This is a genomic window from Coprococcus sp. AM100_B19A (assembly GCF_027662015.1).
In the GTDB taxonomy this organism is placed as follows: Bacteria; Bacillota; Clostridia; order Lachnospirales; family Lachnospiraceae; genus Allocoprococcus; species Allocoprococcus comes.
This window is the reverse complement of record NZ_JAQDKN010000006.1, coordinates 26,515-45,277: the sequence shown is the minus strand read 5'-3', so window position 1 is coordinate 45,277 and position 18,763 is coordinate 26,515. Positions and strand designations below refer to the sequence as shown.

The following is an 18,763-nucleotide window of genomic DNA, read 5'->3' as shown; positions in this document are numbered from 1 at the left end:
TTTAATATTCGTACCGTTTCCTTCGGTCTTCAGACCAGGGAGGGTAAACACGCAGCTCATCCTGGAACATGGTCATCAGATCGCCTGCCATGTCCTCTTTGCGCCGATAGATGCACTGCTTCTCCGTACCATCGGCATAGCGGATGATAGTCTGGAGTGCGGGACCTTTCTGTGTGAAGATGAATTTGCGGCCATGAGAAGGATCAGATGCCTCAATCCAGAGGGGCAGGGTGGAGGAACTCCCATCCAGACACCGCCAGCCGCTGTAATCGGTGTAGCTGAACCCGTTGATTTCCCGCGCCAGTCTGCGCAGGGCAATATACAGCCGCTCAAAGTGGCACCCCAGTTCGCCTTTCTGATGCCGGATGTAGAGGGTGTGCCCCTCATGATCCAGGGCATCCAGTTCTTTGCCATAAAACAGGTATTCAGGGTAAAGACAGCCATCCGATTCAAGAATTTGTCCAGTGGGTTCCGCAAGGTGATTGTCTGACAGCCAGGCCGGAAAAAGTCCGTCTGCGGCTTTTATATTGATGAAAGCGCAGTGGTCGGGCCGGATTCCGGTTAAGTTGGTGGTAAGGGTTTCCCACAAAATCAGGATGCCATGATCCTTTTCATAAAGCTTGATGGCGAGATTGCCGTTGGGATATGTACTGATTTTCAAAGTAAGCTGGGCTCGGTGTTCGCCCAGCGTAAATGCGAGAGTATTCATAAGCGTTTTCCTCCAAAGAAGCACCGGACGCCTGCAAAAATGCAGATTGCCGGTGCTTCTTAGTGTGTTCTGGACAAGGAAACCGGAGCAGGGAGAGGAATGCAGTTCCTCTCTGGTCATCGTCAGCTACACAGCCAAAGTCTTTGACTCGAACTGATAGCGCAGAACCTGAGCCAGCTTTGTCCTGTTTTCACAAGTAATGCGATAGGTAGGGCCATAGTTACGCCTCTGTTCATCCATCCTTCGAATGGAAATGCTAAATCGGGTGCCCTCCTGGGTGATCCACAGACGCCTGCCCGTGGCAGCATCTTCAGCAATAATCCATAAAGGGTACTGCATGGTCATGTAGGTCTGGGGGTAAGCACGCCAGCCGCTGCGGTCATGGTAACAGAAACCGGGGGTAGCCTGCCGCCTTTCATTCAGTACATCATAAACTGCCTTATATTTCATGCACTGCACCGCCTTTCAAAGTTTTTCAGGTAGCCTGCATACCCTTCCGGGTCCAGCTCCTGTAGCCGGTTGGCACGAAAACGATATTCAGGATAGGTGCAGAACCCACTCTGCATGGTGCGACCGGTTGGGATAGCCAGACCATGTCGGACGAGCCAGGTGGGAAATTCCGAATCGGCATTGGTGTCGATAAAGGCATGGTCTTTTTGCCGTTGGCCGGGCAGGTTGACGGTGAGAGTCGCCCAGGGTTCCGGGTCACCGCTTTCCCATGTCACCATTTGTATGGCAAGGTTTCCATTCAGGTAGGAAGTCACCTGCAGCTGGATGGGGTGCGTGGCACCAAATTTCTTGTAAGGCAAGGTAACAGGTGCAGCATCGGTATCAGGCTCTCCGTCCTCTACGCCCAGTTCCCAACTAAGGGACAAAATCTGGCTCTGGCTCAGCGTGCGGGTATATTTCTTTGCGTATTTTGGCCTGAAGAGCAGGGTACCGTCCTGCAGGAGCAGCTTTCCTTCTTTTTGGTCCTGAATACAGCGCAGGCCATGCAGACGGGGCTTTGCGCGCTCCACCGCATCGTGGATCTTCGGATGGTCAAACCATATGGAACACTGTACGGCTACATGGAGATGGGGATGCTCCTGAAAGCGTGAGCATAGGAGCTCCAGCACCTGTTGACAGACTTTTCTTCGTTTCTCCAGCGTCTGACGCTCGTTAAAGGTCAGCGTGAAATACGAGAAATCCCGTTCGGATGCGTCTGCGGCGCCGTTAAAGGGATTACACCAGAAGTACAGATCCCATCGGTCGCTGCCATAGGACACAGGGATATTTTCGTCATACTGGTAGCAGACAAAGTCCTGTGCGATGGCTTCCATGACGGGTTTCATTGCTGCGCTGCTCTCAAAACTTGCCTGACGGATATACTGCTCCCATTCTTCGCGGGTGTGGCTGTCATAAAACTGTTTGTTGGCTGCTGCCTCTGCTTCGGTGCATAGGGACTGCAGGCGCAGGGAGTGGACGTCTTCTTTGGCATAGCCTTTTTCAAACCATCTGGTATCAATATTCATATGAGAACGATCTTCATGAATTTTCATTTTGCATCCTCCTTGTGTATAGTTGCTACATTTTTTGACTCAGTGTGGTCATTGGTCTTTCCAGTCATAGAGCCGACCATTTCTTTCAGACTGGCGATATACTGTTTCCATGCCTGCCTGGATTCTTCAGCACGCTTCAACTCGGCAAGCTGTTCTTCCGGCGACAGGGCTTCAAACTCGCATTGGCGGCAGTCTCTATCAATATCCTGAAAGATGCGGTTCAGAATGGAGAGAGCCAGCTCTGTAACAGTGGGGCTGTGTTCATCAAGTGCCTTGCGGCCCTGACGGAACAATTCCAGATAGCGCTCATACTGCCGTTCGCTGATGAATTCCCAGCCGTAGGCTTCCTGGATGTCACTTTCGCTATGGTATTGCATAGCTGCTTCAAATTCTGCCTCGCGGTCTGCGGCTTCCTTTTCGATGTGCCGCCTGAGCTTGGCGCGGATGCGCTCCAAGTCTTTGAGCAAAAGCTTGCAGGCTTTGGCCTCCATGAGATAACCGTGTGCTTCGCTGTTTAGATATTGCTGAGATGTCTTTTTCATGCGGCAGCTTCCTCCTTGAATTTGGATTGAACAAAGAGCAGGAACCCTTTGCTGGTATCCTCCAGAAGCTGCCATGTACCATCCCGCCAGACACAGGCGGTTGCATCATTGTAGACTTCCGGCGTCTTGGGCGGGTCGTCAAAGCATTCCGGCGTCACATAAAGGCACATATGTCCCATATAGAAGGGCTGCAGAGCAGCTTCTATCTCTTTGCGCAGGGCAAGGGCGAGTGATTCGATCTCGTCAATATCCTGACGCTGAAAGGTAGCATCTGAAATCTGTTTGAGCCGCTTGGTTTGCTTCACAGCTGTATCGATATAGGGTACAGCCTCATCAAAGTATTTGTGTTTGATCCGCATACCGTCAAATACCAGAAAGCGGGTATAGGCGGTAGCGGCTTTACAGATGTCTTGCCGCAGGGCATCAAATGGTTTTTTGTACTTGGTTTTCAGCACCTCCATGGATACGACCTGCAGATTGCGCCGCAGGGTTTCCAGATGGTTCACTAAAGTGGTGCGTAGTTCATCTCGTTCCATAGGCATCCTCCGTGGGTAGCTTCCGGGCGGCTATCCGCGCCGGAAGTGGCGGCAGTGCTTATGCACATTGGCGTGGATAAACGCAAAGCTCTTGCAGGCCAGCAATCGGTTCCGTTCTCTGGAAGATTGCCGGGCAACGCTTGCATGATACTTTTTAACAGATGTTTTTATAGGGTTATTCGAGTTCAGGTTCCCAAGGGGTATCTTCCTCATAAGGCGCAGCCTCCTTTTTATTGTCAGCGGACTTGTTGGCAGCCTGTACTGTCAGCAGAAGGGCATCTTCCCCGACATCGCTGCTGTGGGACTTTTTGGCTCGTTTCTTTTTGCATCTTTCCACGGCTTTGTCATAGTCGTAGCCGATACCAGCTTGCAGCTTATCCGCAATTTTACGAAGCTTTTCGGCATGGTACTCATAGGTAGCACGATGGAATCCAGTCAGCTCCCACTGATCGCACACCGATTCCAAAAGCCGGACATAGTCCCGCAGTGCATTGACTGTTTTGTAGATATCGCCATGGCAGGTAGTAAAGGTATGGACGCCATCAAGATCCCGAAAGCAAAAAATCAGTTCTTCCCCCAAAAACTGTTCCAGTTGGACTGATTGTGCGATCATTGGCCGAAAAGATTCCTGGGGCAGTTCGGGCAGTCTGTTCTCATCCATTGCTATCCTCCTCATGTTCCGGTATTGGCGGCTGTGGGCCTAAGCCTGCCGCAAACATCTGCACAGCGGTACGGTAACCAGAGGCGTATGCCTGCTCCAATACAGCAGAATTGCGGCATTGTACCGCAGTCTGATACTGTTCAAAAGCGATGGACGCCTCGCTGGAGAGCAGCGGAAGCAGAGCTTTTTCTTTCTGTTGTACTGTCTGGTTAAAAGGTGTGAGGCGTTTATCGGGCTTGAACACATCTGCTTCATATTCGCCGTAATAGAGCGAAGTGAGAAAGCGTGGGTCTGCCGGAAAGGATATAGCAGATGGTGCAGGGCGGGAAAGCGCCGCCGCAATGTCTTTGAGTGTGTTAATCAGTGCGGGGAGCTGAACATTAAAAAATCTTTGCCCCATTGCTGTTTCGTGTAAATTCATAAAATAAGGCCCCCTTTCTAAAAGCCATTTGCCTTTTACTGTTCCCCGGCAATCCGGTGCAGGTCTGCTAACAGGTGTCGGTTATTCTGCTCATACTGAGGCTGAAAAGGCTGGTCTAAATCAAAATTGTAATAGCGGTAGTAGAGTACCTTGAATACAATGCCTTGCCGCATGGCAGGGTCAATGGCGCGCATCAGTTTGCCCAGTTCGGTGGCAATCTCATATTCCCGCTTTACATATTCTTTGTCTTCCCTCTTAAAATTCTGATACAACCAGTCCTTGACGGATACCCGGCTGCCGGTAAAGTGGCTCCGGTGCCGGTCCAGACACAGGCAGTATTCAAAATCACGGCCACGCTCCCCTGGACCTACGGTAAGAGGATAGATACGGCAGGTACGGGTACGGGCAGGGTAGACGGAACAGCGCCCATCCATAAGGAAGATACAGGAGCCGTTTGGGGCTTTTGTCTTGAGCATATAGATAGGGAAGCCTTCTTCGGTCAGAGGTTCCGGATCGCAGTAGCGGAACAGGAAATCCTCTATTCCTTCGATGAGCTCACCTTTTGTTCGGAGATAGCGAGCCAGACGGTAGGCATCCAGACTTTCCACCATTACACAGCCTTCAATATTGCGGCAGCATGCCCCGCATTGACGGCAGGAAAAGGGAAACTGGTCTTTGGGGCGGACTGGTTGGATCTCATTCATGATTTCTTCATTCATTTTGTTCCTCCATAAAAAGAGCCGTGACGGAATGGTATCCGCCACGGCCAGAACTTGTGGAATAGTCAGCGGGAGCCGGCTGTTCCAAACCATTTACAGTCCCTTCACGCACATGCGGCCAATCTCACAGGGAGCGGACTGACAGCCGCCAGCGGAAAAGGGGACATGGACAGATGGTAGTGGGAGTTCTGCGTTTCAAAACGGACGCAATCCTCCGACTCCTCCAGAATCGTCACCACACGCGAAGTATGGTAGATGTTTCCTCCGGCGTGCAGAAGCGCACCACGCCCAACAGACAGCGGACGCAGCAGAGAGCCATTCAAAACGATCTGTTTCTTTTCTTTCTTCATTCGGTTTGACCTCCAATCTTTTTGAAAATGTGGATGTAAGGGTATTTCTTATCTGTAATGGGTTCATCCATAGCAAATATCCAGCAGCACATCGTGGACTTCAGCCAGCAACTCTTTAATGCGCCGCATGGGAACCTTCTGGGTGCGGGCAATCTCACGGAGACCATAGCCGCCCTGTTTCAGATGAACAATATCCATTTGCTGCTTGGAGACTCTGCCGGCCAGCTCGTGGAGCAGAAGATCCATTTCCAACTGCTGCATGATTGGGTCATGGGCAGGAATGGTATCTTCTAAAGGCGCACCATCGGGATATAATCCGACGTGAATACTGAGAACCTCCATATTGCGCTTGCGGCGACTTTGGTATCGATTGTAATTAGATAAAGCTCCCTGCATTGATTTCCAGCCAATTGTGGCGAAGGAATATTTCTGAAGCTTTGGCTCGTTGAAATAGCGGTACACTGCTCGGAGATAGCCAAAAATGATTACATCATAAAATTCATCTTCCGGCAGATGGTTTTCATTCAGGAACTTGTAGACCAGTCCGTGATGATCAGTGGCAAATGCCTGTTGTTCTTTGGTTAATGGTACTTCACATAACATTGTGTTTTCCTCCTTAAAAAAAGAGGGATACCTCCGGTGTGTTAAACCGAAGGTATCCCTTTGTTCATGTGTCATGTGGTGCAGGTCACATCAAGATACTTATGCGGGCAGCTGCTCGCAGTCACCATTGATCTGGCTGACAGTATAGTGACCGTCTGCCGGCTCGTTGGTCATGGCGCCAGGCTCGATTACATAATCGCAGCCGGTGTCGCGCTGCTCCTCAGTGATCTCGGCACGCTGCTGGAGCAGGAGTTTGATTTGCTCCTTAAAGCTATTGGCGTAAGCCCGGATTTGAGCCAGCTCCTCGCCCTGGAAATCCTGCAGCAGTTTGAAGGTAGCAACACTGTAGTCATTGGTGCCGTTGTTCTCACGCTTGAGACCAATCTGCACGATACTGCCGTAAGTGGCGCGGCGGCGGAGCATGAAGGCCCGGTTCAGAAATTCCTTGAAGGGCTTGATGCTGGTAGGAGGCAGATTTACCTGCAGAGGCATGTACTCACCACTGCGAAGCAGGTAGAGCACACGCATATTTTTACAGGCTTTTCCCTTGCTGCCATCAGGTGCAGAACCAAAGCGGTTCATCACGCAGGCAGCACAGGCGCCTCCGGGAGTGCCGATGCCAACCTTGCCATCCACAGAAGAACAAAGCGGCGTGGTATCGTCGTCATATTCGCTGCCAGCCGGCCAGTAGGCGCAGGTGGCGTGGTTATGCAGAATGACGCCTACCAGAGTCTTTTCATAGTCGGGATTGTCCGGATCATCGGACGGCATCTCAAATTGGAGTGTGCCGCCGGCGGGAATCTTGACACGCTGAAAGCTCATCTGCAGACCATCGGCGTCCTCAGCCAGTTCCTCGGCGCTGAAATCGCCTTCGATCATAGTGGGGAGCATGAATTTTTCCTGTTTCATCAAATCGCTGTTCTGATTATACATAGTGGTTCCTCCTTAAAAATGTGATGGTTGCAGATGGTCAGGCGACCATCTGATTGATACGGTTCCACTGCTGCCGGGGCATGGACAGGATATTGTATCCAATCCCCTCCAGGGCAGTGGCGCGGTCATAGCTGTCCACATCCTGACTAAAGCGTGTTACGGCATTGGATAGCCCATAGAGGGTCAGATCCTTGCCTTCAATCAGACGCTGCAGAACGCCGGTGCTTTCTTCCTCGGTGATATTGAAATCCTTGCTTGCCAGACGGACAACGCCGGGAATATCAGTGGTATTCATCTGAACGGTTGTGGCTTCACGCATCATGCCAACTACCCGTGTAAACCGCGTTTCATCCACGGCGGCCATCACGGTATCTTTGATCTTCATGGCAAATGCGTGGTCATCAGCGGCCAATGTCTCCTGTGAGAACAGTTGGAAGTTTTCATCTGCCTCATTGACCCGGCCGATGTGAGTGCGGCGAGTCTGGGCATCGTTGACGACCATGCCGTTACTGCATACCAGCCGATAGACCAAAGGCTGGATGTTGACGGAACCCAGTCCAACCTCACTATTGCTGATGATAACGCCGGACTGCACAATGTCACCGGGTACAACTTCGGCTTCAAGCCGCTTGTTGACTACTTTGATGTACATACGGCTGTCCGTGATCTGGCAGCTTTCAAAATAGGCGTCCTCCATTTGCTGAATGACAGGAAGGACGATTTCTGCAATGTCCAGGTTGTCAATGCGGCGATAGCGGTTGCTCAAAAACGCCCGTACAGTGCCATCCAGGGTGCGGACCATACGCTGGGTCGGTTCCCGCTGGAACCAGGAATTCACATTCTCTGCCAGCAGTTCCGGATAATCGGAAAGCATACGGTCATAGTAAGCAGCCGGAATCTTCAGATGTGTGCCGATCTGCCGATGGGCAATCTGGTTGATCTCCAATGGCTCCACCAGTGGGTCATCGTGGTCATCAAAGGTGTGGAGATAAAGTTGAGAACCAAAAGGTTCTACTTGAAGTCGCCTGGTATCAAGCAAATAGTCTTGCTTGAGTTTGGATTGGCGTTCAATCTGCTGTGCCATTTCCACGATGGTAAGTCCTGATTTCATTCGTCAAGTTCACTCCTTTCTCTGTGTTCTTTGTCAGCAGAAGCATTACCAGGATACCTGAATACCCTGGGCAGTGACTTCAGCCGCCAGACCATTGCTTTCCAGTACCTCTGTCAGACGGGGCCAGTAGACCTTCTGGGGAAAGTTGTTCAGATGCTCCTGAGAAACAGCATCTTCGCCCTGCTCAATGCAGATATCACCGTCTTCCCGAAGCGTCAGTTTGCTGTGTCCACGGGAATTAAGGTCGGAGATCAGTGCTTCCAGTACAGAGCGTCCCTGCGTTTCATACCAGATACGGGGATCAACAGGCTGCCTGTTCGGAGGTGTTGCATCATCCTCGTTTGTTTCTCCGCCGACCTTGGATAGCGGAATGATCTTGACCATATCGCATTTGATATTGGCGTTCTGATCCAGTGTCACATCAGCGTGATCAAACTCGTCAATGCCAAACACACGGATGCGGCCGGTACCGCCATTGCGGATCAGCTGCTCCGGCTGCTTTTCACACCACTCGAAGGTGGCTTTCGGATAAGCAGAGCGCAGATATGCCAGAATACGATGGTTGGTGTGGCGAACCAGCAGGTCATCGGAGCTGGTGCTACCCAGATCAGGGATCTCAAAACTTCTTGTCTGGATGCCTTCTGCATGGAGCTGTCTGGTGCGCTGCTGACGCTGGCGACGCCGTTTAGCCTGCTGCATATAGGGGAGCAGCAGGATCAAAACTACCCACAGTCCCCAGAGAGTGAAAACGCCCAGAAGCAGCCAAACCTGCCAGGGCCCGCGTACCAGAGCCATAATTGCGATGACTGCACCAATCAGGATCGTGATGCTACCGCTCAAAAGTCCTCTGTCATTATTCATGTTTGATACCATCCTTTTTTCTGAATTTGTTGGAGAACAAAAAAAGAGGGACCGCACCAAGCTTTCAGTTTCATTCTGAAAAACTTGATACGGTCCCTCTTGGGCGCCGAAGTAAACTACTCCGGCAGGGATTCACGGTCGCCGTCCAATACCTCTGTGAGAGGCGGTGCGGGTTCCGCAGTAATGTCCGGGTCATTCTCCTGTCTGTTCGCTGCGGCGGGCTGTTTGGGGAGGAAACCAAAGTCATTTAGACTGACCTTCAGCTTCTTTTCCAATTTACCGTCCTTCATGCGAACATCTACCAGCCGCTGTGAGCCGGCAAGCCAGATCATACTGCCTTTTTTGACCTTGAATTGCATGAGCCGGGTGACATCTGCATCCCAGGCCCATACCTGATAGAACTGCGTCCAGTTTTTGGTGCGTTCCATCAGATCAAAGCATACATAGCTTTGTTTGGACTGGCTTTCTTTGGGTACAAGGTCGTTCATGACGCGCCCGAACACAAAAATCTGTGCCATAACACTCCTTTCTGCCATTGGCATTATTATCTATATAAAAAAGTGCCAGTAGTTTTTCGGCCCTAAAAGGGCGCAAAAAATCACTGACACTTGCATACAAACTTAACAGCGTGTGCAATGCAGGCTTTTGGCCTACGGTACAGATCAAAAAGACCTGTATTCCCAAATGGGATACGCACAAAAATCAATTACAGATACAGTATAGCACTGCATCTTGTGCCTGTCAAGATGTAAAACGCTATATATAGATTTGTAGCCAGTGACAAGTACGATATGTAGTAGTTGAAAAGGTTTTACTCTGTAAGATGGTTCATAACACGGTAGTAGTCATCCAATAGGTAGAACTGAGTCTTTGTTGGGGATGCCGTTTGATAGTCAAAGATCAGACCGTACAGGCTGCCGGTACCATCTACTCCCAGAGGACCAAACCAGCAGGACATTGTATGGCCGTTGAAATACCATAGCTGCAGGTCATTATATTCCGATTCGGTAACGAGTCCTTTGCGTGCCAGCCGAAGGGTCTCATCTTCACTGATCAAAGGATGGGACAGAAAATGGCGGTAAAGAATATCGGACATACCAAGTGCCTGCTGGTAGGTAAGCGGGTTGGGATTGTTCAGCCACCAGCGGGTCAGCGCTTCAAAGTCATGGATGACTGGGCGGGGCGTAAGGCTGCGGAATTGTTTTAGAAAAGCGGTTACTGTTTCCGGAGCAGCTGGAGCCGGTACGGGTATTTCCTGCACACAGTTATTGAGAAAGGCAAACGCGATTTTCTCACCGGTTTTGTCCTCCAGTATCAGTCCGAAGCGTGACAAAGGGGCGAGCAGGAAATGCTCCAGCGCAAAGTTTTCCTCCAGAAAGCGATAGACTTTATATTGTTCAATGGTATGGGGTTTATACATAGGAAACCCTCCTTTCCTTGATCTACCCAATAAATAGGGACAGAAGGAATGTATTCTGCAAAATATAAGGAAATCAGGCGTTGGTCATTGTGATTTGCAAAATGCCCTTTAAGAAAGCGAGGTGGCTCAAAACCACCTCGCATTTTTAGGATTCAGAGGACGGATCGGGATGCTCCTCCGGCTCGCTGATTGCTTCATAGCCCAAAAAGCTGTTCGTTGAAAGTGCTGCGTCCAGATAGTCATTTCCAACGACAGGCCGTGACCCTTTCTGAAAGTAAAATCGGTAGGGCTCGCCTATTTTAAGCAGGGCCGATTTACTGAGAAGCAGTGTGATCTCTATGCCATGGCTGTCTATCAGATGTACTTTGCGGTAGCGGCGGAGCATAGGTGTACTGATACCGGCGCAGATGCCTTCCACTACCTCGTAGTTCTTATGTGCTGCAGTCGCCCAGATTCCTCTACAGGATATAAGACAGGCGCAGAGTACGACAATCCCCAATGCCAGCAGGATATGATCTTTAGTCGCCACGCAGATGATGACGCTGATTCCCGCACTGGCGATTCCGGCCAGCAGAGTGAGCAGAAACTTTCGCTGCAATACAGTGGGAAAAAGAGTCCATTGTTTCATCATGCTCATACCCTCTCAAAGATAATCTGCTGCCGCAGATAAAGATTGGCAACGGCTAATGTTACCGGCTTGCTGCTCTGGCTGATTTTGACCATGCTTGCAATGTTGTCACTGGTGGTCGTTTCATCTCCGTAGAGGGAATCCAAAAGCGCACATTCATTGGGGAGGCGGGAAATATTTTTATCTATGCACTTGATGATCTCTGCAGTGGAGAGCAGGGCTTGTCCGGCAAGGCGCATGACCAGAGCTTCGTATTTGGTGCGTTTATCTTTCTGGAACAGTTTCCGCGCAGCGGATACCGGAACATGTGCCAGCAGCGTCAGCTTGACAAAAGAGGCGAGCCGGAGGAAGAACGGTCCGCTGGTTGGGATAATGCTGAGCGAACCAAGCAGGTCATACAGAGCATCGTATTCTGTTTCACCGCTGCCGGATACCAGAAGACCGCGGGTAAGCAGTCGGTTTGTACAGTCTTCCCAAGAACGCTCGGTACAGTAACCGGATGCGGTGGCTAGCTTTTCGTATTCTTGTGCGATGTCATCCCAGCGCAGGATTCTCCAGTTGAGCATGCTCCAAATCACCATTTCCTGCATATCGACCATGTATTCCTGACCGCCTAACAGGATGATTGGACAACTGCGGTTGCAGCCGTTTGTCCTTCGTTCAAACCGGCCGACCGCAGTGTATAGGGTTTTGATTGCCATATTTCGATACCTCCTTTTTATACATATCCCTTACTGTTATTGATGCTGATTTTCAACAAATCAAAGCAGGCAGGTCAAAAAGTCAGGGTCGTTGCGAAGTTTTTCCAGTGAGCGGGAAATCCAGGCACCCACATGGGAAGGAGGGACTTGATAGAGGGCGGCGATGTCTGTAATGCGCATTCCCTGAACCTTCAGTGCTAGCGCTTCGATGCCGAGTCTGGCAACGCCCTGATAGTTCTGTTTGCTGGCTTCCAGCAGATCAAGGGTCTCCAGACGAGAAAGGTGGGAGTCAAAATGGTCGTCGGGCTGGTCTATCTGTTCTCCATCTGCAGCCAGTTCGCCCTGTTCTCCGATGATTAGCCGACTGATGTGCCGTCCCTGACTACATATTTTGCGGCAGTAGGAGAGGAGTCCATTTTTCACAACCTTTTTGGCGTAGGTTGAAAACTGTGCCTGTCCGGCATGGTAGGTAAAGGCGGCCTTGCAGAGCCACAGGCACCCTTCCTGAAACAGATCTCCATACTCCAAACCACAGATGCCGGGATTTACATGGATGTTGTTGACAATGACCCAGTGAACGATGGACAAGTTTTTTTCTACCAGAGTCTGCTGGTCTTTGGTAAGCTTAAAGTTTTGCTTCATCAGGCTTCACCTCCGTTCAGGCAGCACGCCCGGATGTGTACGCCGGAGCCTGCTGACAGAGGGAAATGACTTGCTCACACATATATTCGGAAAACTGGCCGATGTGAGTCTGGCGCGCATCCAGCCCCAGCTTGGCTTGCAGCCAGATATAGACCTCCCATTTTTCCATATGGCAGTCCTGCTGCAGTTTTTTTAGGGCACGATGGGCCAAAATGCGTTTGTGGCGCAGATCGCCATTCGCCAGTGTCCCCATTGGGAGCAGTGTGCGCTCATGAGCACTGACATAGGCATTGCAGGCCGGCCATCTGTCGCAGACATACAGGTACTTCCCTCTGGTTTGCGGGGTAGATCCATACACAAGGCTTGCAGGTCGAAGAGAAGCGTGCGCATGACAGTACGGACATTTGATTTGCTTTTGTTTCAATAAAATCACCTCCATTACGCGCCGATGACGGCGGCATTGCGTCTTAACAGGCAGAATCATCCGAAGTAGTTATCCCGGTCTGGGCATAGCTGTAAAAATGGACATACATGGTCCGAAGAGGTATGCCATTCCAGAAACTTGGTATAAGCAGTCCGGAACGAGCGGCACTCCAGAATTGCAGAGCATTCTTCGGGGTCTACTGCTTCTCCACTCAGCTTCCGCACTGTCTGGACGGACAGAAAGATCGGCTGACAGCCTGCGTCTGTTGCCATCAGGAACCCCTCACAGGATGCCTGCCGGATCATTGGACAAAGTGAACCGCTGCAGCGGATGAACAGGGCGTTACGCCAGTTACCCCGGACTGCCTGCAGAAAGGAATAGAACTGACACGGTTTTTGATTCATGCTTTCACCTCCGTTACAGTACATTTGCATTTCTAAAAATAAAAAGGGGGCCAGCTGCAGAAGTTCTGCAAACTGGCCCCTGATTTGGTGCTTAGGAGAACAGACTTTCAATCTCCTCAGTGATGCGGGGGATGACCGTATCGTTGAAGATGAGGGTCAGAGCCGACAGGAGCAGCGCACCCAAAACTACGGCGATAATGATCTTGACGGCGTCCGAAATGTAAAAATCGCCGCGCTGATTGGACAATGCCATACGGCCGCAGTTGAGCAGATAGTTGGCTTTGGTATAGATACGGGTCGTGAATTTTCTCATGGGTAACCTCCTGTTATATGTTTGATGATTGAGTGGATAGGTATATCAAGTCCACCGTCTGTTAAGCGCGGCGGATAGGCTTGATCAGATTGTTTTTGTTGGAACGGGGCCGGTTCGGATATGCTTTAGGCCGCTGGAACAGCAAGCAACGAAAGCGGCGTTTTTTGGTGCCGGTATCATTCGGCGGATAAAATTTCTTTTTGGGCATAGGCATTCTCCTGTAAAAAATGAAGCCGGGCTGATGAAACAGTCCGGCTCAGTTCAGATGAAAAGAAATGATGTGCCTGCCGCTATGGAAAATCGCTTGGGTACAAACGCTCACCTCCCTGTGTATCTGTCTTCCATATGAGGAGCAGGTATGAAAACGCCTGGAAGTACCGTGGCGGATGCCGATTAGCCAAAGAACGCCCCGAGTGAACTCATAACCTCGGTACAGAGCACCACCAGGTAGATGATCATAATACAAATCAGCATCATCATAGAGTAACGCTGGATCTTTTTGGGACGTTTGGCAGCTTCCTTTTTCAGATTGTTCTGCTCGATCTGACGCATATCGAAGGTAATCATTTTGAAGTACATCCGCTGGTCATCACCGCGCAGGACACCAATCAGGCCACGGATCACATCGGACAGCATGGGGCTGCCAATGCGGGTTTCAAATCGAATGAGGGCATTTTCATAGTTGCCGGTCTTCATATCAGCAATGGTCTGATCCAGTTCGGCGCCGAAGTCTTTCCCAGCTACACGGCGGTAGGAAGTCAGAATTTTAAGTACATCCCTGTCATTTTCAAGGCTCTGGCCGACGGTCAAAGCAAATCGGGGAATCTCGCCCTCGATCAGCTTGCGGCGCTTTTTAACAAAATCAAAGGCTGCATAGTAGGTTGAAAACCACAGTGCCACCGCAAGACCAATCAAAATAGGCACCAGCAGCGGAATAAGAAATGCCATGGGGATGGCACACAGGCCGACTGCCCCTGCAGTTACCCAGGCTCTGGCCGTATAGACCTCTGGGGTAAGCTGCAGACCTGCAATGTCCAGAGCGCGTTGTACCTTATTGCGCTTGAGCCGGTCCAGCCGCAAATAAGGGGCGATCCAACCGGCGATTTTTGTCACATAGACATCAAGCAGCTTTTCGTTTTTGGTGCCCTGCTGTTTGCGGGAGAGCATCATCATTTGTGAGGTCTTCTTGGTCGGGATGTCCACAAAGGCGCAGGTCAGGTTGTAGACAGCAAAACCGAAGAAGATGATGGCGATGAGCGCCAGAAAAGTCATACGCTATCACCTCCATATTCGATGGGCTTGCTCAGTTTCATAATCTGGGTCAGCGCAAACAGGATGATGGCTGCACAGATCGCCAGTGCAATTTTGCCCGGTGTGGTGAAGATAAGGGTGTGGAACCAATCCTCATTCAAGAAATAGAGCAGCGGCACATTGGCGATAACCAGAAATATCATGGTGATGGCTTCACGCCGCGGCCCTTGCATCATTGCCTCCAGTTCCGACTGCACCACACGCACATCGGAGAATTTCTGGTTGATGGTAGGAAGGGTATTCTTCATACTGCGGTCGGACTGGCACTGGATGAGGGTGCCGCACCATTCATGGAAGACCCGGTTGGGAATCTTCATCTTCAGGCTGTTGATAGCGCTGGTAATGTTGGCATTGATCAGTTCCGCTTCATAAACGAAGGCTTCAAAGTTGGCTTTTACCGGCTCATTGATATAGGGCAGGTTTTCCTTGACAGAACGGATCAGATCCTCGGTGCGCAGGTAGGAAGTCGTGATGATGGAAATAGCGGTTTCCAGTTCTTCATTCAGGTGCTTTTTATAGCTGGCGGCAGTGCTGCGCAGATACCAGATCGGTATAAGGGAAAAACCGATACCCAGAATGGGCACCATGTACACATTCCCAATCAAAAGGGCAAGTACAGCCCCCACAGCGAACAGGATCAGAGACAGTCGTTTTATTGCCTCATAGCGGTCCGCCCGTCCGGTGCCCTTCAAGATCTGTTTCAGTTCGTAATCCTGATTAAAAAAGCCCTTGGCTGGTGTGCCCAGAAGAACATTCAGTTCATCCGACAAGGTGGCGGATTTTCGCTGGGAGCGGAAGAGGGCATCAATAAAATCACCCGGCTTCACACCAAACAGAGCCAAAAGCCCAGCACTGATCAGGATAAAACAGATAAGATAGATCCATTGCAATTACCCCACCTCCTTTGGCGGCTGCATGAATTCGTCCAATTCCTTGTTGGAAATGCCATTGTCCAATAGCCTTTTCTTTAAGGAATCGGAGATCAAGCCGATTTTTTTATGGTGCCCCACCACACGGGTTTCACCACGGTCATCAGTTACATTGTCTTCCACTTCATATTTGTATAGGGAATGGGCGATCAGCCGCCCGTCCTGGTAGTCCTCGCCCTCGATGATTTCCATGATCTTACGGGAACGGTCCTCCAGCTGCTTGGTAAAGACGATGATGGGATACGCCTCTACCATGATCTGCATGAGGATGGAGTCATCCATGTTGTACTTGCGTTTGGCAAGGGTCATCATCCTGCGGTAAGTACTGTTGCAGGAGTTGGAGTGGATAGTGGTACATACAGTATGGCCGGTACGGGAACTTTCGGCTGCGGACAGGCTTTCTGCCGCTGACCGCATTTCACCTACACCGATGACATCTGGATGCTTACGCAGCACCCGCTCCAGAAGAAAATCCTGATTGATGTTCAACGCAGGGTTCTCGCTGGGGCGGGTCAGCAGATGTACTACGGAATTAAGGATATTGCCCTGCGCATCCCGCTTGACCAGATCAAATTCGCGGCTGCCTTCTTCAATGGTAATAAGGCGCCGGTTATTGGGCACATTGGACAGCAGCCAGGCCATGATCGTGGTTTTGCCGGAGCCGGTGGAGCCGGCAATGCAGACGGACACCCCATATCGGATACAGGCAGTCAGAAAGTGAAGCATTTCAGCAGTGGCACTGCCGGAGTTCAGCAGTTTTTCTTCACTGACGGTCTGCTGGTTGACAATACGGATGGAGGCATTGACGCCTACATCCGCATCCACAATGGGAGTTTTATCCACCGAAATACGGATGTTCTTGTCCAGAAATCCCACAATGCTGGGCATGGTGTCATCAATGACCATGCCGCAGGCGTTGAGCATCCTGCGGATCACATCGATGGCGTGCTGGGGCGAACTGAATTTATCAGGGATCTTGATGCTACGCCCACTGGATTCGATCACTTCAATGTCGTTGTAGGCGTTGATGTTGACCTCCTCAACACCGGGCTTATAGATCCATTTCTTCAAAAAGGAGTAGCCGGCCATGTCTTCATAGAGCTTGGAACACAGTTCTTTTGTAGAGAGCCCGTCAAGGGCATACTTTCGCTTGACAATGTAGTGTTCCATCAGTTCTTTGAGCAGACTTGTGGCACGCTCTGCATTGCCTTCCCCAGCTTCGGCAATGGTGGAGGCATGGTTTTCGGCAAAATACCGCTGTACATCCTCTAGTACCTGGTCATAGGTCAGCTCCTGATTGGCGGCCGGTGTGAAGAATATATCATTCAAATTACTCATCGGCATCCTCCTCACATTCATACGCCGCATCATCCTCTGACTGCTCGGCCAGTTCCATTTGCTCCAGAATTTCCAGTACCTTGTTCAGTGAAGCAGTGTATTTGGGGTTACAGTAGGTGATAGCCTTGAACATACCGCCTTCGGTAGCACAGCGGTCGATCTCCTTACTGTAGGGAAGCAGGCCGTCAAACCCGCCAATGATATAGCCCATTTCATCCAAGGCGTGGAAGGGGCGTGCCAGACCGGCGAATGTCATATGCTCAGAAAACCGGAAGCGCTCGTCCACAAGCAGAGGTTGATGGGCTTTCAGGTAGTTGATGCCCTTTAGGTCCGGGGTGAGGATACGGATGACCACATCGCCGGCTTCAATAGCGGCGGGAGTGAACACATTGGTCATGCTGGTGCTGCAGTCCAGAATGACGAAATCTACCAGTTTGGCGGCAGCATGAATGAGCTGCAGTACCATAGTATATTTGACCTCTGGGTAGCTCAGCGGATTTTCTCCTGCCGCATAGCCCATCATCCCAATGAAGGGATAGTTTTTCAGCACTGTCACATGACTGGCAACCAGAGATGTGTCAATCTCCACACTGCTCAAAACCTGGCCGATAGAGGTATTGGTCTGGATGATCTGTTCCGGCAGCCAGACCGGCAGCATAGGGACATTCATATCGGCATTGATAATGATGGCTTTCCGCTTGTCCCGGGTCAGGGCTTTGGCCAGAATACAGCAGAACATGGATTTGCCGCTGCCGGGGCTTCCCCAGACGGTGATAACTTTACCCATAACGAAGATCCTCCTTCCTTGATTTGATTATTCTGCCGAGGGTGCAGTTTCATTAGTGGATTGTGCAGACTCTGCAGTTTCCGTTTCCTGGGGTTCACTTTCAACATCAGAATTTTCCGCATCTGCAGCTTCTTCCTCAATCAAAGTTTCGGGGAAGTAGATTTCCTGCAGAGTCTTATCCTGCTCGGCAAGCAGCTCATCTGCCAGTTTGTCATTGTTGCGGGAGATAAGAGCCACATGAGCTACGCCGTCATTTTCAAGACCGGTAATGATCTTCGCCTGTTCAGGGCTTGCCAGCACAGTGATGGTGGCTGACTGCTGCTTTTCTTCATCCTCCGTGGGCTCCTTGGCATTATCCACATTGATGCCGTCTGAGTCTGTGACGGACAATACTTTGACAAAACGCAGTTCCGGTACTTCGGCCGCTGTATCAAGAAAGTGGTAAATACGGATGATGTCACCGGGCTGAAGCTTGTCAGAGAGGCCGGAAGCAAGTGTTTTAACGGTCAGCGAGATAGCAACCTTACCGGAAGGGATGCTGTTGAGCGCCACATCGGACGAAACCGGTACAGAGCTGATCTTGCTGGTAAGGATATAGTCACCCACAGCCAAGTCGGCGGTAGCGTAAAGACCATTTACATCGGAGAGCTGATGGGCGATGTTGGAGGGGAGGTTATAGCCGCCTACCTCAACCACCTCGGCATTTTCTGACGAGATTTGCTCGCCTTTCAATACCGGCTGGGTGATACGGACGATTTCCTCTTTTCCATTGGTCTGACGGGCGATGGTTGGAAGTGCCACAAAGGCGATAACTGCCGCCAACAGTAGAGAGAGGATACCGAAGATGAATCGGTTATTCAGTTTCATAAGCGTTGTCTC

27 protein-coding genes are annotated in these 18,763 nt (G+C 50.7%); all 27 read right to left on the bottom strand.

Annotated features, from left to right (window positions below; genetic code table 11):
- Position 1 precedes the first annotated feature (1 nt).
- Positions 2-709 (bottom strand): DUF4313 domain-containing protein, encoded by a 708-nt coding sequence (locus PGQ33_RS07545; RefSeq protein WP_003501990.1) that lies wholly within the window; start codon positions 707-709, stop codon positions 2-4.
- A 126-nt stretch (positions 710-835) separates the two neighbouring features.
- Positions 836-1,159: a hypothetical protein gene (locus PGQ33_RS07540; protein WP_118523218.1), complete on the bottom strand. Its 324-nt coding sequence runs from the start codon at positions 1,157-1,159 to the stop codon at positions 836-838.
- Complete coding sequence (locus tag PGQ33_RS07535) at positions 1,156-2,250, bottom strand: DUF4313 domain-containing protein (protein WP_118552408.1); 1,095 nt, start codon at positions 2,248-2,250, stop codon at positions 1,156-1,158. The genes PGQ33_RS07540 and PGQ33_RS07535 overlap by 4 nt, the downstream gene beginning before the upstream one ends.
- Positions 2,247-2,792 (bottom strand): adenylosuccinate lyase, encoded by a 546-nt coding sequence (locus PGQ33_RS07530; RefSeq protein ID WP_118523216.1) that lies wholly within the window; start codon positions 2,790-2,792, stop codon positions 2,247-2,249. The genes PGQ33_RS07535 and PGQ33_RS07530 overlap by 4 nt, the downstream gene beginning before the upstream one ends.
- Complete coding sequence (locus PGQ33_RS07525) at positions 2,789-3,328, bottom strand: decarboxylase (protein WP_118552409.1); 540 nt, start codon at positions 3,326-3,328, stop codon at positions 2,789-2,791. Before PGQ33_RS07525 ends, PGQ33_RS07530 begins: the two co-directional genes overlap by 4 nt.
- Positions 3,329-3,503: 175 nt before the next feature.
- Entirely contained in the window at positions 3,504-3,989 is a 486-nt protein-coding gene (locus PGQ33_RS07520; RefSeq protein WP_118523214.1) for a hypothetical protein, read from the bottom strand.
- Complete coding sequence (locus PGQ33_RS07515; protein ID WP_118523213.1) at positions 3,982-4,410, bottom strand: DUF6809 family protein; 429 nt, start codon at positions 4,408-4,410, stop codon at positions 3,982-3,984. Before PGQ33_RS07515 ends, PGQ33_RS07520 begins: the two co-directional genes overlap by 8 nt.
- A 35-nt stretch (positions 4,411-4,445) precedes the next feature.
- On the bottom strand, positions 4,446-5,129 hold the full coding sequence (locus PGQ33_RS07510; protein ID WP_243022920.1) for a YkgJ family cysteine cluster protein: 684 nt from the start codon (positions 5,127-5,129) through the stop codon (positions 4,446-4,448).
- Positions 5,130-5,233: 104 nt separating this feature from the next.
- Positions 5,234-5,479 (bottom strand): hypothetical protein, encoded by a 246-nt coding sequence (locus PGQ33_RS07505; protein WP_117497642.1) that lies wholly within the window; start codon positions 5,477-5,479, stop codon positions 5,234-5,236.
- A gap of 63 nt (positions 5,480-5,542) precedes the next feature.
- Complete coding sequence (locus PGQ33_RS07500; RefSeq protein ID WP_118523211.1) at positions 5,543-6,082, bottom strand: sigma-70 family RNA polymerase sigma factor; 540 nt, start codon at positions 6,080-6,082, stop codon at positions 5,543-5,545.
- 99 nt (positions 6,083-6,181) lie between these two features.
- Positions 6,182-7,015 (bottom strand): hypothetical protein, encoded by an 834-nt coding sequence (locus tag PGQ33_RS07495; RefSeq protein WP_050624184.1) that lies wholly within the window; start codon positions 7,013-7,015, stop codon positions 6,182-6,184.
- 37 nt (positions 7,016-7,052) lie between these two features.
- Positions 7,053-8,126, bottom strand: a complete 1,074-nt coding sequence (locus PGQ33_RS07490; RefSeq protein ID WP_118552411.1) for a DUF932 domain-containing protein — start codon at positions 8,124-8,126, stop codon at positions 7,053-7,055.
- A 45-nt stretch (positions 8,127-8,171) separates the two neighbouring features.
- Positions 8,172-8,987, bottom strand: coding sequence for a hypothetical protein (locus PGQ33_RS07485; RefSeq protein WP_118523210.1), 816 nt, complete (start codon positions 8,985-8,987; stop codon positions 8,172-8,174).
- Between the two features lie 116 nt (positions 8,988-9,103).
- On the bottom strand, positions 9,104-9,505 hold the full coding sequence (locus PGQ33_RS07480) for a single-stranded DNA-binding protein (RefSeq protein ID WP_050624186.1): 402 nt from the start codon (positions 9,503-9,505) through the stop codon (positions 9,104-9,106).
- 293 nt (positions 9,506-9,798) lie between these two features.
- Positions 9,799-10,407, bottom strand: coding sequence for a hypothetical protein (locus tag PGQ33_RS07475; protein ID WP_118523209.1), 609 nt, complete (start codon positions 10,405-10,407; stop codon positions 9,799-9,801).
- 145 nt (positions 10,408-10,552) lie between these two features.
- On the bottom strand, positions 10,553-11,038 hold the full coding sequence (locus PGQ33_RS07470) for a hypothetical protein (protein WP_330663246.1): 486 nt from the start codon (positions 11,036-11,038) through the stop codon (positions 10,553-10,555).
- Positions 11,039-11,040: 2 nt separating this feature from the next.
- A complete protein-coding gene (locus tag PGQ33_RS07465) occupies positions 11,041-11,736 on the bottom strand; it encodes a hypothetical protein (RefSeq protein ID WP_117497652.1) in 696 nt (231 codons plus the stop codon).
- A 60-nt stretch (positions 11,737-11,796) separates the two neighbouring features.
- Positions 11,797-12,378, bottom strand: coding sequence for a sigma-70 family RNA polymerase sigma factor (locus PGQ33_RS07460; RefSeq protein WP_118502042.1), 582 nt, complete (start codon positions 12,376-12,378; stop codon positions 11,797-11,799).
- A 16-nt stretch (positions 12,379-12,394) separates the two neighbouring features.
- Positions 12,395-12,802: a zinc-finger-containing protein gene (locus PGQ33_RS07455; RefSeq protein WP_330663245.1), complete on the bottom strand. Its 408-nt coding sequence runs from the start codon at positions 12,800-12,802 to the stop codon at positions 12,395-12,397.
- A 56-nt stretch (positions 12,803-12,858) separates the two neighbouring features.
- Complete coding sequence (locus PGQ33_RS07450; protein WP_118523207.1) at positions 12,859-13,206, bottom strand: hypothetical protein; 348 nt, start codon at positions 13,204-13,206, stop codon at positions 12,859-12,861.
- Between the two features lie 91 nt (positions 13,207-13,297).
- Positions 13,298-13,519 carry a DUF6133 family protein gene (locus tag PGQ33_RS07445; RefSeq protein ID WP_118552417.1) on the bottom strand — a complete coding sequence of 74 codons (222 nt, stop codon included), beginning with the start codon at positions 13,517-13,519 and terminating at the stop codon, positions 13,298-13,300.
- Between the two features lie 61 nt (positions 13,520-13,580).
- Positions 13,581-13,727, bottom strand: coding sequence for a hypothetical protein (locus PGQ33_RS07440; protein WP_006873413.1), 147 nt, complete (start codon positions 13,725-13,727; stop codon positions 13,581-13,583).
- A 185-nt stretch (positions 13,728-13,912) separates the two neighbouring features.
- Positions 13,913-14,791, bottom strand: a complete 879-nt coding sequence (locus PGQ33_RS07435; RefSeq protein WP_050624192.1) for a hypothetical protein — start codon at positions 14,789-14,791, stop codon at positions 13,913-13,915.
- Complete coding sequence (locus PGQ33_RS07430) at positions 14,788-15,720, bottom strand: type II secretion system F family protein (RefSeq protein ID WP_118024167.1); 933 nt, start codon at positions 15,718-15,720, stop codon at positions 14,788-14,790. Before PGQ33_RS07430 ends, PGQ33_RS07435 begins: the two co-directional genes overlap by 4 nt.
- Positions 15,721-17,097, bottom strand: coding sequence for a CpaF/VirB11 family protein (locus tag PGQ33_RS07425; RefSeq protein ID WP_118024166.1), 1,377 nt, complete (start codon positions 17,095-17,097; stop codon positions 15,721-15,723).
- Entirely contained in the window at positions 17,090-17,884 is a 795-nt protein-coding gene (locus PGQ33_RS07420) for a hypothetical protein (RefSeq protein ID WP_003499635.1), read from the bottom strand. Before PGQ33_RS07420 ends, PGQ33_RS07425 begins: the two co-directional genes overlap by 8 nt.
- 27 nt (positions 17,885-17,911) lie before the next feature.
- On the bottom strand, positions 17,912-18,751 hold the full coding sequence (cpaB, locus tag PGQ33_RS07415; RefSeq protein ID WP_003499634.1) for a Flp pilus assembly protein CpaB: 840 nt from the start codon (positions 18,749-18,751) through the stop codon (positions 17,912-17,914).
- Positions 18,752-18,763 lie beyond the last annotated feature (12 nt).